Origin of the sequence: Ralstonia flatus, from assembly GCF_958439105.1 — a bacterium.
GTDB lineage: Bacteria > Pseudomonadota > Gammaproteobacteria > Burkholderiales > Burkholderiaceae > Ralstonia > Ralstonia flatus.
In genome coordinates this window covers 160,416-174,405 of sequence record NZ_CAUDLI010000001.1, presented here as the reverse complement: position 1 = coordinate 174,405, position 13,990 = coordinate 160,416, and the positions used below count along the sequence as shown (strand labels likewise).

The following is a 13,990-nucleotide window of genomic DNA, read 5'->3' as shown; positions in this document are numbered from 1 at the left end:
CCTTGATTTTTCAGGCGAAAACCCGATTTTCGTTTAGACCGGCTGGGTCTGGCGTGCTAGAATAGCCGGTTTGGATTGCAAGTCCTTTTTCCCATTTTTGGGGGAGTTAGCGTGCCCATGGTGAAGGTGAAGACCTCCGCGAAGGCCGGTTCCAAGGCCAGTCCTGCTTCTGATTCTGCCAAGCGATCCTCATCGGCGCGCGGCTCGGGAGGAGGAAAGCCACCAGCGGGAACGGCGAAAGTCGCGAATGGTCGGACCCATGTGGGGCAGGCGGGATCGACAGGAGTGAAGGCCACTGCGCCGGCAAAGACGGGGAAAACCCAGCCGCGCCAGACCGCCGATATCACCGTCGCCGCCAAGACTGTCAAACCGACAGCGCGCACAAAGGGCGCGATCCAATCTTCAACCTCAGGCAAGGTCTCGACGTCGATGAGCACGAGCGCCAGACCTGGCGGCACAGCCGCTTCCGTCGCACTCAAGGGCAAGACAACCACCGTGGCGAAATCGAAAGTTACCGAAGTCGAGAGCAAGCAGACCACTGCCAGCGCAAGCGCAACCAAGACGGGTACCGCTCGTACCAGCACCGCAGCCAAGCCAGCCAAGGCAACCGCGGAAGACACCAAGCGCGCCGCCCAGGCAGGGGCCACCCCCACAACTCCTCCCGCGCCCCGCGCCGAGGCCGCAGCCGAGCCCAAGAAGCGCGGCCGCAAGCCCAAGGCAGAGACGCAGGCAGACGATGACAGCAGCACGGACGTGACTGAAGAATTTGACACCCCCGCCGCTCCGGCACCGAAGACCGAAAAGCTGAAGGCCCGTGACCGCAAGGCCAAGGAAAAAGCCCTGCTCAAGGAATTCGCTGCTTCGCAGCAAGGCGGTTCGGAAGAAGAGCTTGAGGCCCGCCGCCAGAAGCTCAAGGCGCTGATCAAGCTGGGCAAATCGCGCGGCTATCTGACCTACGCTGAAATCAACGACCACCTCCCCGACGACATGGTCGACGTGGAGTCGATGGAAACGTTGGTCGCCACGCTCAACGACATCGGCGTGGCCGTGTACGAGCAGGCTCCGGACGCCGAAACGCTGCTCCTGAACGACAACGCGCCTTCCGTGACCACGGAAGAAGAGGCTGAAGAAGAAGCCGAAGCCGCGCTGTCAACGGTTGACTCCGAATTCGGCCGCACGACCGACCCGGTCCGCATGTACATGCGCGAAATGGGCACGGTCGAGCTGCTCACGCGCGAAGGCGAAATCGAAATCGCCAAGCGCATCGAAGCCGGCCTGAAAGACATGGTCATGGCCATCTCGGCCTGCCCGGTCACCATTTCGGAAATCCTCGCCATGGGCGAGCGCGTGGCCAACGATGAGTCCAAGATCGACGAATTCATCGACGGCCTGATCGACCCGAACGCTGAAGCCGAGGCCGCTGCCGCCGCCGAGGAAGAAGAGGAGTTCGAGGAAGAAGACGCCGAAGAAGAGGGCGACGAAGAGGAAGACGAGGATGACGAAGGTGCCGGCGCTGCCGCAGCTTCGGCCCGTCAACTCGAAGAGCTCAAGCAGGCTGCACTGGTCAAGTTTGGTGTGATCGGCGAGCAGTTCGACAAGATGCGCCGTGCGTTCGAGAAGGAGGGCTACAAGTCCAAGCCTTACGTGAAGGCACAGGAAGCCATCCAGGCCGAACTGATGACGATCCGCTTTACGGCACGCAACGTCGAGCGTCTGTGCGACACGCTGCGCGGCCAGGTGGACGAAGTGCGCAAGCTTGAGCGTGCCATCCTGAACATCGTGGTCGACAAGTGCGGCATGCCGCGCGGCGATTTCGTTGCGCGCTTCCCGGGCAACGAGACGAACCTGAAGTGGATCGAGACCGTGGTGGCTGACGGCAAGCCGTACAGCACCATCGTCGAGCGTAACGTGCCGGCCGTGCACGAACTGCAGCAAAAGCTGATCGACCTGCAGGCGCGCGTGGTGCTGCCGCTGGCCGAGCTGAAGGACGTCAACCGCAAGATGTCGGAAGGCGAGCGCCGCGCCCGCGAGGCCAAGCGTGAGATGACCGAGGCCAACCTGCGTCTGGTGATCTCGATTGCCAAGAAGTACACGAACCGCGGTCTGCAGTTCCTCGACCTGATCCAGGAAGGCAACATCGGCCTGATGAAGGCGGTGGACAAGTTCGAATACCGTCGCGGCTACAAGTTCTCGACGTACGCCACATGGTGGATCCGTCAGGCCATTACGCGTTCGATCGCCGACCAGGCGCGCACCATCCGTATTCCGGTGCACATGATCGAGACGATCAACAAGATGAACCGCATCTCGCGTCAGATCCTGCAGGAAACCGGCAACGAACCGGATCCGGCAACGCTGGCCGAGAAGATGGAGATGCCGGAAGACAAGATCCGCAAGATCATGAAGATCGCGAAGGAGCCGATCTCCATGGAAACGCCGATCGGTGACGACGACGATTCCCATCTGGGCGATTTCATCGAGGATACGAACACGCTGGCCCCGGCCGAAGCAGCGCTGCATGGCTCCATGCGCGGTGTGGTGAAGGACGTGCTCGATTCGCTGACGCCGCGCGAAGCCAAGGTGCTGCGCATGCGTTTCGGTATCGAAATGAGCACCGACCACACGCTCGAAGAAGTCGGTAAGCAGTTCGACGTGACCCGCGAGCGTATCCGTCAGATCGAGGCGAAGGCACTGCGCAAGCTGCGCCATCCGAGCCGCTCCGACAAGCTGAAGAGCTTCCTCGAGGGCAGCTGATTCCAGCGAAGCAGGCGATTTTCCGAGTGGGCTTGCGCCCACTTTCGGGTAAAATCCCGCACCAGGCCCGGCCTAGCGCCGGGTCTCTTTTTTTCCTGTTTGACAGGGCCGGACGCCGTGCTGGTTGCAGGCAGCGGACTCATAATCCGCCTCCGAAAGGACACCGTGGGTTCGAATCCCACCCGGCCCACCATCCTTTCCCTCCCGCTTTCTCGTCCCCTTCATCCGCGTTTGCACGCCATGCTATGTGGCGGCTTTGTCTTGTCTTGCGCGCCTTATGGTTTCGGGACCGCATTTTGCTACCAACTTTCCTTTCGGCGAAATATATTCATTTCGACATAATTGAATAACCCGCATTGCACCAACATTCCCCCCGATTGGAGGGGAGGGGTTTAAAACGCTTCAAACGAAACGGTTTCATTCCCTCGTTTGAAAAGTCGCCAAACCGCGCCGTGCCTGCTTGCGCGGGAGATTGCGGGCGTTGTTTTGAATGAAATCTCTATTTACTTCATACTCTGACCGGACCATAGTTTCGGCCATAACGATAAGTAAATAGCCAGTAGCGTACCCTTCGGAGACACAGGATGTTACGCATTCAAAACGGGCCCTTCCAGCATTCCGCTTTTGCGCGTGCCCACGCGCGTCATCGCCATCGTCATCACTGCAGCAGCGGTGGCGAGGTGCGTCAACGCTAGCAGCATTACCTCGATTGTTCTTGGGATCGGCACCGCGCCGATCTGCGTGATACCGGCCGACTGCCGGTAACGCGACCAAAGCACGCCCGTCGTTTTTGACGTTGTTTGCAAGTCGATCTGCCGACGGGGCAGATCGTGCGCTGCCGGCTGTCGTTTGCCGGCAGACGGGGTATTGACCGGCTGTTGCACACATTCGCCGGCCCAAAACACAACAAGTTCCAAAACGTGAGGAGACAACCATGGGTAGTCGACGTCGTCTTTTTGTTGTCATGGCAACCAGTTGCATAGTGGCCATGCCGTTTATTGGCGGGTGCGGCGGGGCGGATGATCCCGGCTCGTCGGATGTTGCTCAGTGCTCGGGAAGTTCGTGTCCGCCGAGCGGAGCGGTCACCACACCGAGCACGCCGACCAGCCTGTGCCCGGCAGCGCTCGACTATACGACGACGTACACGGGCGGCTCGGGCAGCGGCGAGTACATCAAGGTCAAGTTCGACACGAGCAAGAACACGTACCAGATGCAGTTTCTGGAATCGTCGGTGCCGACTTCGGCGGGCCAGGTCAATACGACGCGCAAGGGGTTGACCATCAACGGCACGTTCGTCCATCCGACCAACTTGCCGACGCCCGAGCAGAACCGCTGTGCTTTCGTGCTGCAGTCGGGCAAGACGGCGGACAACAGCTACGCGATCACCGTCAATCCGCAAGACCCGCCGATGCTGTTCGTCGGCCAGGGCATTGTGGGGGGCGGCATTCCGGGGGCGACCATCCAGTTTGACGGCATCACGGTTCTTCCGGGCATTCCGCCGATCGGCGCCGTGCCATCGCGCACGTTCGACTTCTATCCATTCCTTGGCTTTTCTGAGACCGTCACCGATTTCTCCCAAGTCGCTGGGCGCTACAACGAGGTCGGCGTGCATGTGACCCCCACGGGCTCAGGCAACCAGACGACGACCCCGCAGGGTTGGGAGCCTGATGCGGTCAATTGGACGCAAACGTTGAATGCCGACGGAACATGTACCGCGGATAGCTCCGACTATTCCTGCCACACGACCGGTACGCCGTGGACCTTGCGCCAGAACGCCGATGGCTCGCAGGACAACGTGTTCGTCAGCAATCCGACGAGCGCCAATTCGCCCTATGCCTACGTTGGTCAGGTATCGCCCTTGATGCTTCTGGCGCCCAGTCAAGCGAAGGGCATCATGATCGTCGGCAAGCTCAACGGCCAGGTGGTGCCGGTGGTGATCCGTGTCGGCTACTCGCACAGCGACTCGGCCAACCTCCTGGCGTCTGTCGGTGACGATCAGATCGGCATCTCGATTTTGACGCCCACGACGGCGATCCCGACCAACGCACTCGTCGGCGGTTATATCGGTGCGACCAGTGCCTCTGCTTGCGGTCTGGTCACGTCCAACGGTCCAACGACGAACATCGGCGGCTTCAACGGTATCAACGGCAACCAACCTCATCCGGAACTGTCGGGCACCTACACCAACGGCGCGTTCCATCCGTGGGTCGGCAGTTGCAATGACGGCACGGCTGTATCGACGCTGGCCGCCAACTACACCTCCACGCTGTTCCAGAACGGCACCGCCGCCTTCATCAACCCGCTTACCTCACGTGTGACGGCGCAGTTCGGGCTCGACTACACGCAAAGCTCGCCGGGCAAGCTGATCGTGACCGCGCAGAACGACTTCAACGCGAAGGGCGCCAGCGGCAACGTTGCGCTGTTCAAGGCCGGCGACACCGGCGTGGCCGTCAAGGTGGGCAACGTGTACGCAATGCTCATGAACAACAACAAGTACAACCCGTTCTTCACGGTCGGCGCATTCGTCCAGTGAGGCGCGCAGCAACGAAACCCCATGCGGCGGCGTGCGTGGCCTGTGCACGCTGCGCCGCCGCGACGGAACAACAACACGGAGGAAACGCAAATGCAATGGCGTAAATGGTTGGTCGTGCTCGCTTGCGCACCGATGGTGACAGCGTGCGGAGGCGGCGGTGATGATTCGCCCGCTCCGGTGATCCAGCGCCTGTGTCCGCAGGCCATCGACTACAACACCGTCTTCACTGGCGGGTCCGGTTCGGGCGAACTCGTGAAGGTGCAGCTCGACACGACAAAGATGACGTACCAGATCACGTATCTGGCCTCGCCGATTCCGGTCAAGACAGGCACCGTGGCGCCCACCCGCGATACGGCGCCCAACAACGTGCAGACCGGCACGCTCACGCAAGAGACGGCGCTGCCGACCGAGAAACTGAACCAGTGCGCGTTCCGCCTGAATAATGCGAGCCTCGATCCGAGCCGTCCGGCGCGGTTCTTCCTGGGGCAGGGCGTGCTGGGCGGCACGATTCCTGGCGCGACGATCCAGTTCGACGGCATCGTTGGCGTGGGCAGGATCCCGCAAACCACGTTCCCGTATTACCCGTTCATCAGCTTCTCGAACACCGAGACCGATCTGACCAAGATTGCGGGCAACTACAACCAGCTTGGCTACCACCAGGTGCCGTCGCAGAGCTTCTCGCAGCAGGCGGTCGATGCGCGTTTCACCATCAACGCGGATGGCACCTACACCGAGTGCGACAACCTTGGCGTGAAGAACGGCGGGGCGTGCCTGACGTCAAGCGCGACGGTCAACCAGAAGCTGACGCTGCGCGGCGACGCGCCGGCCTTCACCACGCTGAACTATCAGCCGCAGGTGCCGGCGACGGTGTCGTCGCTCGACCCGGCCAAGGCGGGCAAGGGCGTGATGATCGTGGGCAAGTTGTATGGCCAGCTCGTGCCGATCTTCATTCGCGTCGGTGCGGCCAATTCCGATCTGACGGCCGGCCCGCCGGTGGCAGATGACGAGTCCGGCATTTCGATCATGGCACCGGTCGGCAACATCGCGCAGGGCTCGCAGGACGGCGAATACACGGGTGTGGACAGCACGTTCAACTACCGCGCCACGGCCCTGGTGGGAGCGCAGGCCACGATGCTCGATCCGTTCAACGCATCGCAGGCTGCGCTGGCGCGACCGCTGAATCTCGACTTCACGCAGAGCGTCCCGGGCGTGATCCGCACCACGCAGACCAGCGCACCGGCCGGCTCGGCCCCGACCGGCAAGCTGATCTTTACCGGCAAGACCTTCGGCTTCCTGGACATGAGCGATACGAAGAACCCGTACTTCACCGTGGGCGCCTTCGTGCAGTGACGTTTCCGGAATAACACGCCACGGGGCGCGGCACAGACCACCGCGCTCCGCTCAGAACAACAGGAGGAAGCATCATGAAGAAACTGACTGTCGCATTGATGGCGGCCTGCGCGTCCGCAGGTGCCATGGCGCAGCAGGCCGGTGACAACGTGGCGACGGTGGGCTGGTTCCACATCATGCCGCAGGACTCGAGCAACAACCTGACCACCAGCGTGATCAACGCGCCGATCAATGATCCGCTGCGCTTGCCCGGCAGCTTCACGTCGCCCAACAGCGGGCTGCGCGTGAGCAACGCCAACACGCTGGGCCTGACGCTTACGCACTTCTTTACCGACAACATTGCGCTGACCACGATTGCCGGCGTGCCGCCCGAATTCAAGCTGACCGGGCATGGCGTGATCCGCGCGCCCGGGCCTGCTGGCGCGCTCGGCCACGTCGATCTGGACGACCCGTCCAACCAGCCGGCCGTGCGCAAGGCGCGTCAATGGAGCCCCGGGGTCATTCTGCAGTGGTACTTCGGGCACGCGCAGTCGACGTTCCGTCCGTTCGTGGGCGTGGGTGTCGTCTACAGCTTCTTCACCAACATCGAGCTGAATCCGTACTTTGCGGCGGCGGTGAATCGCGAGCTGGGCAGCGTCCTGGCAGCGGGGGCGGGCAAGCCTGGGCCGACGTATGTCGAGGGGAAGTCGTCCTCGTCGTGGGCGCCGATCTTCAACCTCGGTGCGAGCTACGCGATCAACAAGCAATGGGCCTTGACGGCAACGGTGTCGTACCTGCCGCTCAAGACCGAAGCGGCGACCGTCATCAAGGCGTCGGACGGCACCACGCTGGCCACTACCAAGACCACGCTGAAGGCCAATCCGATCATCACGTTCGTTGGGGTGTCGTACAAGTTTTAGCCGGGTGTCGGCTGTCTGCGCCTGGCTAATCGGCGCGGCGTGAATCGAGCGGGAACCGGTTCGCGCCGCATTCTTAAGGCGGTTTCTACCGTCAGTTTTAGTGAGGCAATAAATGAGCACACGTAAAGTCGTATCTCTTGCAGTTGCACTCGCACTTGCCACCGTAGCAGCCACACCCGCACTTGCCGTCACCGTTTCGCGCGTCGATGGTCAACCGATGAACCCGAATGGCGAGCCATTCTCGGTCACCGGGGCGACCACGCTGTCCAAAGGCTCGATCAGCGCCAATTGCACAGCGACCTTCACCGGCACGATCACGCCTTCGGGCATCGTCAACATCACGTCCACATCGTTTACCGGCGGCGGGACGTGCGGCCTCATCTCGGGCGCGACCCCCTGGACAGGCCAAGCCGACAGCACCACCCAGCTGTCGATCAACAATGCGGCGGTCAACGTGTTCCTGCTGGGCAGCTGCGGCCCCAGCAAGGTCGTGACGGCCTGGAACGACGCGAACTCGTCGCTCACGTTCACCAACGCAACGCTGACGCCGGACTGTACGGTGGGCGGCACGGTGGTGTCGACGCCGAAGTTCCACGTGCAATAAGCACGTACCCGGTTGACGGGCGGTTGCGCAGCCGCCGTCGATTGGTCTGAAGCATGGGCCCGGCATGTCGGGCCTTGTTTTTTTGGGGGCGCATTTCTCTCTGGGCAATACCCCTGTCGCGAATGGCGGCAATGCAATGTGCTGCGGCGATGGCATGATCCGGCTTTTGCCGCTGCACCGGGGCAGCGGTCTTTTACGGGAGCCAAGACATGCGTTTGCTTACTTCAGTCGCCGTGGCCGCAGCGATGGCGGCGTCCATCGGATCCGCCTATGCCCAGACGCCAGCATCTGCCGCCGCCGCGCCAACGCAACAACGCACCCAAGTGCCAGGCTATTACCGCATGGCGCTGGGCGACGACGTTGTGACCGCGCTCTACGACGGCTACACCGATCTGCCCGCCAAGACCCTGCTTGGCCTGAGCGCCCAATCGGTGCAGAGCCTGCTGGCGCGGATGTTTGTATCGAACACGCCGGGCATGCAGACGGCGGTGAACGGCTTTCTGATTGACACGGGAGCCAAACGGATCCTCGTCGACACGGGTTCGGGCACGTGTTTCGGCCCGACGATGGGCGGTTTGGCCGGCAACGTTCGTGCGTCGGGTTACCAGCCCGAGCAGATTGACGCCGTGCTCTTGACGCACCTGCATCCGGACCACGCATGCGGACTGCTGACGCCGCAAGGCCAGCCGGCCTTTCCGAATGCGCAGGTGTATGTGGCCGCGCCGGAAGCCGATTTCTGGCTGAGCGAAACGATCGCCGCTTCCAAGCCGAGCGACATGCAGCCGTTCTTCAAGATGGCGCGCGACTCCGTGGCGCCGTATGCGGCAGCGGGCAAGCTCAAGCAGTTCAAGCCGGGCGACGAGGTCGTGCCGGGCGTGCGCTCGGTCGTCGCCAACGGGCATACGCCGGGGCACAGCGGCTATTTGTTCGCCTCGAAGGGTCGCAGCCTGCTGGTCTGGGGCGACCTCGTGCACAGCCATGCGGTGCAGTTCCAGCACCCCGAGGTCGCGTTTGAATACGACGTCGACAAGAAGGCCGCCATCGCCTCGCGCCGCAAGCTGTTTGCAGAAGCAGCGCGCGACAAGCTGTGGGTGGCCGGCGCACATCTGCCGTTCCCGGGCCTGGGCCACGTGCGCCGCGACGGCAACGCCTTCGCCTGGGTGCCTATCGAATACGGCCCGCTGCGCACGGACCGCGCTGATTGATTTTCGGCCTGACCGCTTAAGCGCCCGCCGGCCGTTTCATCTTGCAAGCGGTCGGCAGGTCCAGGTCTTTGGCTGCGGTTGTGCTCTCCGTCTTGTGGCCCCACTGGGTGCCGTCGTAGCCGACCTTGACGGTCTTTCCGTCCACCGGCGCGATCGTCGAGACCACCTGCGGAAGCAGCAACTGGTGGTCGACCTTGCGCATGGTGACGTCGCCGAGAAAGCTCTGCTTCTGCATGCCTTCCAGCGCCAGCGCAATCTTCAGCGGATCGGTCGAATTGGCTTTGCGGATGGCGTCCGTGACCAGCTCGACGGACAACACGGTGCGCGGTGCGAAGTGCTCCCCGGCCGGCGTCTGCCGCACGCGCGCATCCATCTGCATCAGTTGCGCGTTGCCGTTGCCCGGCGTCCATTCCGACACCCAGGTCACCTTGCCGATCTTGGCCTGCGACACGGCGAGCACCGTGCCCGGCGCGCCCGCGCCGCTGTGGTTCAGATAACGCACGTCGTAGCTCATGTCGCCGGCGGCTTTGATGAGCAGGTTCAGGTCTTGCCCCCAGTTGCCGGTGAGGAGCGTGTCTGCGCCCGTCGCCTTGGCCTTCGAGACGTAAGGCGCGAAGTCCTTCACTTTGCCGATCGGGTGCAGCGTTTCTCCGGTGAACTGCACGTCGGGCCGCGCAGCCGAGATCATCTGCTTGCCCAACGTTGCCCACAGCCGGCCGTGCGCGTAGTCCTGGTTCAGCGAATAGACCTTGCGGATATCGGGCTGCGTCTTCACGAAGTTGGCCAGCGCGCGCATCTTCATCGCGGTATTGGCCTCGGTGGCGAAATGCCAGAAGCTGCAATGCGCGCCCGTCAGGTCGGGATCGATCGATGCGTAGTTGATGATCAGCACACGGCTGTTCGGATTGCGCTCGTTGTGCTTGGTGGCCGCATCCACCATGGCCGCTACGACGGAGGAGCCCGAGCCGCCGGTGAAGACGATCTTCGCCCCGGCGTCGATGGCGGTCTGCAACGCCGACAGACTGTCTTGCGCCGAGAGCTTGTTGTCGTAGGTCGACAGCTCGTAGCGCGCACCGTTGAGCACGCCTTGCGGCTGCGCATTGGCATCGTCGATACCGAGTTTCAGATTCGCCAGAAACTGCTCGCCCACATTCGAGAGCGGCCCGCTCAGCTGATCAATGAACGCCACCTTGATCGGCGCCGGGTCTGCGGCATAGGCCAGCGGTGCGAACAGCAACGCTGCCGCACAAGCCGATGCGGACAACGGACGGGCAAAGCGGATCTCTGCGGGCATGTCTCCTCCTTGTGTGGGTTCTCGGCTACCAGGTGTCGATGAAGCGGCGCGTGGCGGGGTCGCGCGTGTGCCGCGGCTGCGCAGGCGGCGCCGATTGCAACCCGCGCAGCAGCCAGCGGCGCGTATCGGCCGGGTCGATCACGGCGTCGATCTCCAGATAGCTGGCGATGTTGAGCGCGCGGCCTTCCTCGTAGGCGGCGTCGACCATCTTGCGGAACAGTGCCTCGCGTTCTGCCGGGTCTTCCACGGCTTCCAGCTCTTTGCGGTAACCCAGGCGGATGGCGCCTTCGATGCCCATGCCGCCAAACTCACCGCTCGGCCACGACGCCGTGAACAGCGGCGCGTGAAAACCGCCCGCTGCCATGGCCATCGCCCCAAGGCCGTAGCCTTTGCGCAGCACGATGGTGAAGAGAGGCACGCGCAAGTTGCCGGCCGTTACGAACATGCGGCTGACGTGGCGGACGGTGGCGGTCTTCTCCGCCTCCGGCCCGACCATGAAACCCGGTGTGTCGCACAGCGAGACGATGGGCAGGTCGAATGCGTTGCACAGCTGCATGAAACGCGATGCCTTGTCTGCCGCTGCAGAATCGATGGCGCCGCCCAGATGGCGCGGGTTGTTGGCGATGCAGCCGAAGGCGCGGCCCTCGATGCGGATCAGCGCGGTGATGATGCCCACACCAAAGGCTTGACGCAGTTCCAGAACCGAATCCGTATCGGCCAATGCATCGATTACGGCGCGCATGTCATAGCTGCGCATGCGGTTTTCGGGAATCACGTGGCGCAGGTGGCGCACGTCGCCGGCTTCCCAATGGGCGAGCGGCCCCTGGAAATAGCTCAGGTAGCGGCGCGCGGCGTCCACGGCTTCGGTCTCGTTTTCGACGAGCACGTCGATCACGCCATTCGGCGCCTGCACGTTGACGGGCCCGACCTCCTCAGGCGCGTAGACGCCAAGACCGCCGCCTTCGATCATGGCGGGGCCGCCCATGCCGATGGTCGCGTCGCGCGTGGCGATGATCACGTCGGCGCAGCCGAGCAGTGCGGCGTTGCCTGCGAAGCAGCGGCCCGACACGATGCCGACGGTCGGCACCAGCCCTGAAAGACGCGCGAAGTGGATGAAGGTCGGGCAGTCCAGGCCGCTGACGCCACGCTTTTCAGTGTCGCCCGGCCGACCGCCGCCGCCTTCGGCGAACAGAACAACGGGCAGCTTCCATTGCTGCGCCAGCTCCAGTGCACGGTCGGTCTTCTTGTGGTTGAAGGTGCCCTGGGTGCCCGCCAGCACGGTGTAGTCATACGCGAGCACCATGCAGCGCGCGTCCTGATCGGGGAAGTGCGCGCCGTTGACGGTCCCGATGCCGGTGATGATGCCGTCCGCCGGCGTCGAGCGAATCAGGTCGTCGAGTGCGCGGCGCTGGCGTTGCGCTGCGATGGCGAGTGCACCGTATTCGATGAACGAGTCGGCGTCGCACAGGTGTGCGATGTTCTCGCGCGCGGTGCGCTGCCCGGTCTTGCGGCGGCGGGCGACGGCCTCCGGGCGGTTCGCGTCGAGACCGAACGCATGGCGCTCGATGACGGCTTGCAGGTCGGGGCGAATGTGGTCGAGATCGATTTCGGCATTGGCGGCTGCGGTGTCATGTTGTGCGTCGGCGGGCTGCAGCACGGCCAGCGGCTGGCCTTCGCGCACTGTGGCACCCGACTGCGCGCAGACCTGCAGCACACGACCAGCAGCCGGTGCGGTGACGACATGCTCCATCTTCATCGCTTCAATGACGGCCAGCACCTCGCCCCGCGCGACAGTGGCACCGGCTTGTGCATGCATCTGGATCAGTGCGCCATCCATTGGCGCGGTGAGCACTTCGGCGTCGTCAGGAAGCTCGTCGAGGAATGACGTAGCGGGCGTCAGGTCTGGGGTGGCGACCGACGTGGCGTGCAGTGCGGGATGCGCTTCGCCGTTGCCGGCGGCCAGGTCGGCGAGCTTCGCATCGAGAAACTGCGTGTGCACGGCGTTGGCCTGCACGTCAGCATCGCGCAGCAGGTCTTGCAGCAACCGCTTGTTGGTTGCCAGCCCTTCGATGCGGAATTCGCACAGCGCGCGGTACGTCTGTGTCAGCGTCTGCGCATACGTGCCGTGCGGCGCGTGGACGATCAGTTTGGCCAGCAGTGAATCGAAGCGCGGGTTCGGACGGTAGCCCGCATAGCCGCAGGTGTCGACGCGCACGCCGGGGCCGTTGGGCGGCTCGAAGGCGGTCAGCATGCCGGTGGACGGGTGCGGCTGACCGCTTGCATCGAGGGTCTCCGCATTGATGCGCACCTGCACGGCGTGGCCGCGCGGCGCGATCGGCTGAGCAAGCCCGACATCTGCGAGCGACGCACCTCGCGCCAGCGCCAGCTGGGTCACGACCAGGTCGATACCCGTCACCATTTCCGTGACCGTGTGTTCGACTTGCACGCGCGGGTTGGCCTCCATGAAGTAGAAGGTGGCGTGTGGCGTGCCCGCGCCTTCCACGAGGAATTCGAAGGTGCCGATGCCGATGTAGCCCGCCGCCTTGGCGAGCGTGACGGCAGCCTCGGCAATGGGTGCACGCAGCACATCGTCCAACGCGGGGCTGGGCGCGATCTCGATCAGTTTCTGGTGACGGCGCTGCAGGCTGCATTCACGCTCGCCGAGGTGCGTAACGTGGCCGTGCGCGTCCGCAACGATCTGGATTTCGATATGGCGCGGCGCGGGCACCAGCGCTTCTACGTAGACGTCTGCGCCACCACCCGCGGCGGTCGCTTCAGATACGCAACGCGCGTACGCATCGGCAATCGCCTGCGCATCGTGCACGGCGCGCATGCCGCGTCCGCCTCCGCCGGCCACGGCCTTGATCATCATGCCGTGCGAGGGCGGCAGCGCGGCGAAGAAGGCGCGCGCCTCTTCCAGCGTGGTCGCGCCTTGCGTGCCGCTGACGATGGGAATGCCGGCCTCGTGCGCAAGTGCCCGCGCGCGTGCCTTGTCGCCGAAGAGTTCGAGCACGCGCGGCGGCGGCCCGATGAACTGCACGCCGGCCTCTGCGCACTGGCGCGCGAAGGCCGCGCTCTCGCTCAGGAAGCCGTAGCCCGGGTGAACAGCATCGGCACCGACTGCGCGTGCAGCGTCGAGGATGGCCGCACCGTCGAGATACGCGCGCGGGCCGGTTCCAGGCAAGGGCACGGCTTCATCGGCGCGTAGCGGATGCAGCGCGTCGCGATCGTCTTCGGAATAGATGGCGACGGAGGGCAAGCCGATCGTGGCGGCTGCGCGGGCAATGCGAATGGCGATCTCGCCGCGATTGGCGATCAGCAGTTTGCGAAACGTCATGGAGCAGAGGTGAG

Annotated in this window: 10 protein-coding genes and 1 tRNA gene; 7 read left to right on the top strand and 4 right to left on the bottom strand. The window is 63.7% G+C overall.

Features of this window, described 5'->3' with window-relative positions:
• Window positions 1-56: 56 nt before the first annotated feature.
• On the bottom strand, window positions 57-437 hold the full coding sequence (locus R2676_RS00835; protein WP_257878182.1) for a hypothetical protein: 381 nt from the start codon (window positions 435-437) through the stop codon (window positions 57-59).
• On the opposite strand from R2676_RS00835, the gene rpoD reads away from it, so the two are divergent.
• Both rpoD and R2676_RS00825 read left to right on the top strand, forming a co-directional pair.
• Window positions 430-2,754, top strand: coding sequence for an RNA polymerase sigma factor RpoD (rpoD, locus tag R2676_RS00830; protein ID WP_316856703.1), 2,325 nt, complete (start codon window positions 430-432; stop codon window positions 2,752-2,754). The genes R2676_RS00835 and rpoD overlap by 8 nt on opposite strands.
• A gap of 105 nt (window positions 2,755-2,859) precedes the next feature.
• Window positions 2,860-2,947: transfer RNA gene (locus R2676_RS00825), tRNA-Ile, on the top strand.
• A 394-nt stretch (window positions 2,948-3,341) separates the two neighbouring features.
• On the opposite strand, the gene R2676_RS00820 is transcribed toward R2676_RS00825, so the two are convergent.
• Entirely contained in the window at window positions 3,342-3,638 is a 297-nt protein-coding gene (locus tag R2676_RS00820) for a hypothetical protein (protein WP_316856705.1), read from the bottom strand.
• A gap of 50 nt (window positions 3,639-3,688) precedes the next feature.
• On the opposite strand from R2676_RS00820, the gene R2676_RS00815 reads away from it, so the two are divergent.
• The 5 genes from R2676_RS00815 (at window position 3,689) to R2676_RS00795 (ending at window position 9,345) form a co-directional block, all read left to right on the top strand.
• Window positions 3,689-5,287 carry a DUF2957 domain-containing protein gene (locus R2676_RS00815; protein WP_206275101.1) on the top strand — a complete coding sequence of 533 codons (1,599 nt, stop codon included), beginning with the start codon at window positions 3,689-3,691 and terminating at the stop codon, window positions 5,285-5,287.
• 90 nt (window positions 5,288-5,377) lie between these two features.
• Window positions 5,378-6,637 (top strand): DUF2957 domain-containing protein, encoded by a 1,260-nt coding sequence (locus R2676_RS00810; RefSeq protein WP_206275102.1) that lies wholly within the window; start codon window positions 5,378-5,380, stop codon window positions 6,635-6,637.
• Between the two features lie 74 nt (window positions 6,638-6,711).
• Window positions 6,712-7,536 carry an OmpW/AlkL family protein gene (locus R2676_RS00805; protein ID WP_004631054.1) on the top strand — a complete coding sequence of 275 codons (825 nt, stop codon included), beginning with the start codon at window positions 6,712-6,714 and terminating at the stop codon, window positions 7,534-7,536.
• A gap of 112 nt (window positions 7,537-7,648) precedes the next feature.
• A complete protein-coding gene (locus R2676_RS00800; RefSeq protein ID WP_206275103.1) occupies window positions 7,649-8,140 on the top strand; it encodes a hypothetical protein in 492 nt (163 codons plus the stop codon).
• A gap of 209 nt (window positions 8,141-8,349) precedes the next feature.
• Window positions 8,350-9,345: an MBL fold metallo-hydrolase gene (locus tag R2676_RS00795; protein WP_206275104.1), complete on the top strand. Its 996-nt coding sequence runs from the start codon at window positions 8,350-8,352 to the stop codon at window positions 9,343-9,345.
• Between the two features lie 16 nt (window positions 9,346-9,361).
• Here the strand turns inward: R2676_RS00795 and R2676_RS00790 are convergent, their stop codons facing one another.
• Window positions 9,362-10,639 (bottom strand): branched-chain amino acid ABC transporter substrate-binding protein, encoded by a 1,278-nt coding sequence (locus R2676_RS00790; RefSeq protein WP_206275105.1) that lies wholly within the window; start codon window positions 10,637-10,639, stop codon window positions 9,362-9,364.
• Window positions 10,640-10,664: 25 nt separating this feature from the next.
• The gene (locus R2676_RS00785) at window positions 10,665-13,976 is read right to left on the bottom strand and encodes a carboxyl transferase domain-containing protein (RefSeq protein ID WP_206275106.1); all 3,312 of its coding nucleotides are present in this window, start codon (window positions 13,974-13,976) and stop codon (window positions 10,665-10,667) included.
• Between the last annotated feature and the right edge of the window lie 14 nt (window positions 13,977-13,990).

Coding starts and splice junctions, on each gene's coding strand:
- rpoD (WP_316856703.1), top strand. CDS start 430: ATGAGCACGAGCGCCAGACCTGGCGGCACAGCCGCTTCCGTCGCACTC.
- R2676_RS00815 (WP_206275101.1), top strand. CDS start 3,689: ATGGGTAGTCGACGTCGTCTTTTTGTTGTCATGGCAACCAGTTGCATA.
- R2676_RS00810 (WP_206275102.1), top strand. CDS start 5,378: ATGCAATGGCGTAAATGGTTGGTCGTGCTCGCTTGCGCACCGATGGTG.
- R2676_RS00805 (WP_004631054.1), top strand. CDS start 6,712: ATGAAGAAACTGACTGTCGCATTGATGGCGGCCTGCGCGTCCGCAGGT.
- R2676_RS00800 (WP_206275103.1), top strand. CDS start 7,649: ATGAGCACACGTAAAGTCGTATCTCTTGCAGTTGCACTCGCACTTGCC.
- R2676_RS00795 (WP_206275104.1), top strand. CDS start 8,350: ATGCGTTTGCTTACTTCAGTCGCCGTGGCCGCAGCGATGGCGGCGTCC.
- R2676_RS00790 (WP_206275105.1), bottom strand. CDS start 10,639: ATGCCCGCAGAGATCCGCTTTGCCCGTCCGTTGTCCGCATCGGCTTGT.
- R2676_RS00785 (WP_206275106.1), bottom strand. CDS start 13,976: ATGACGTTTCGCAAACTGCTGATCGCCAATCGCGGCGAGATCGCCATT.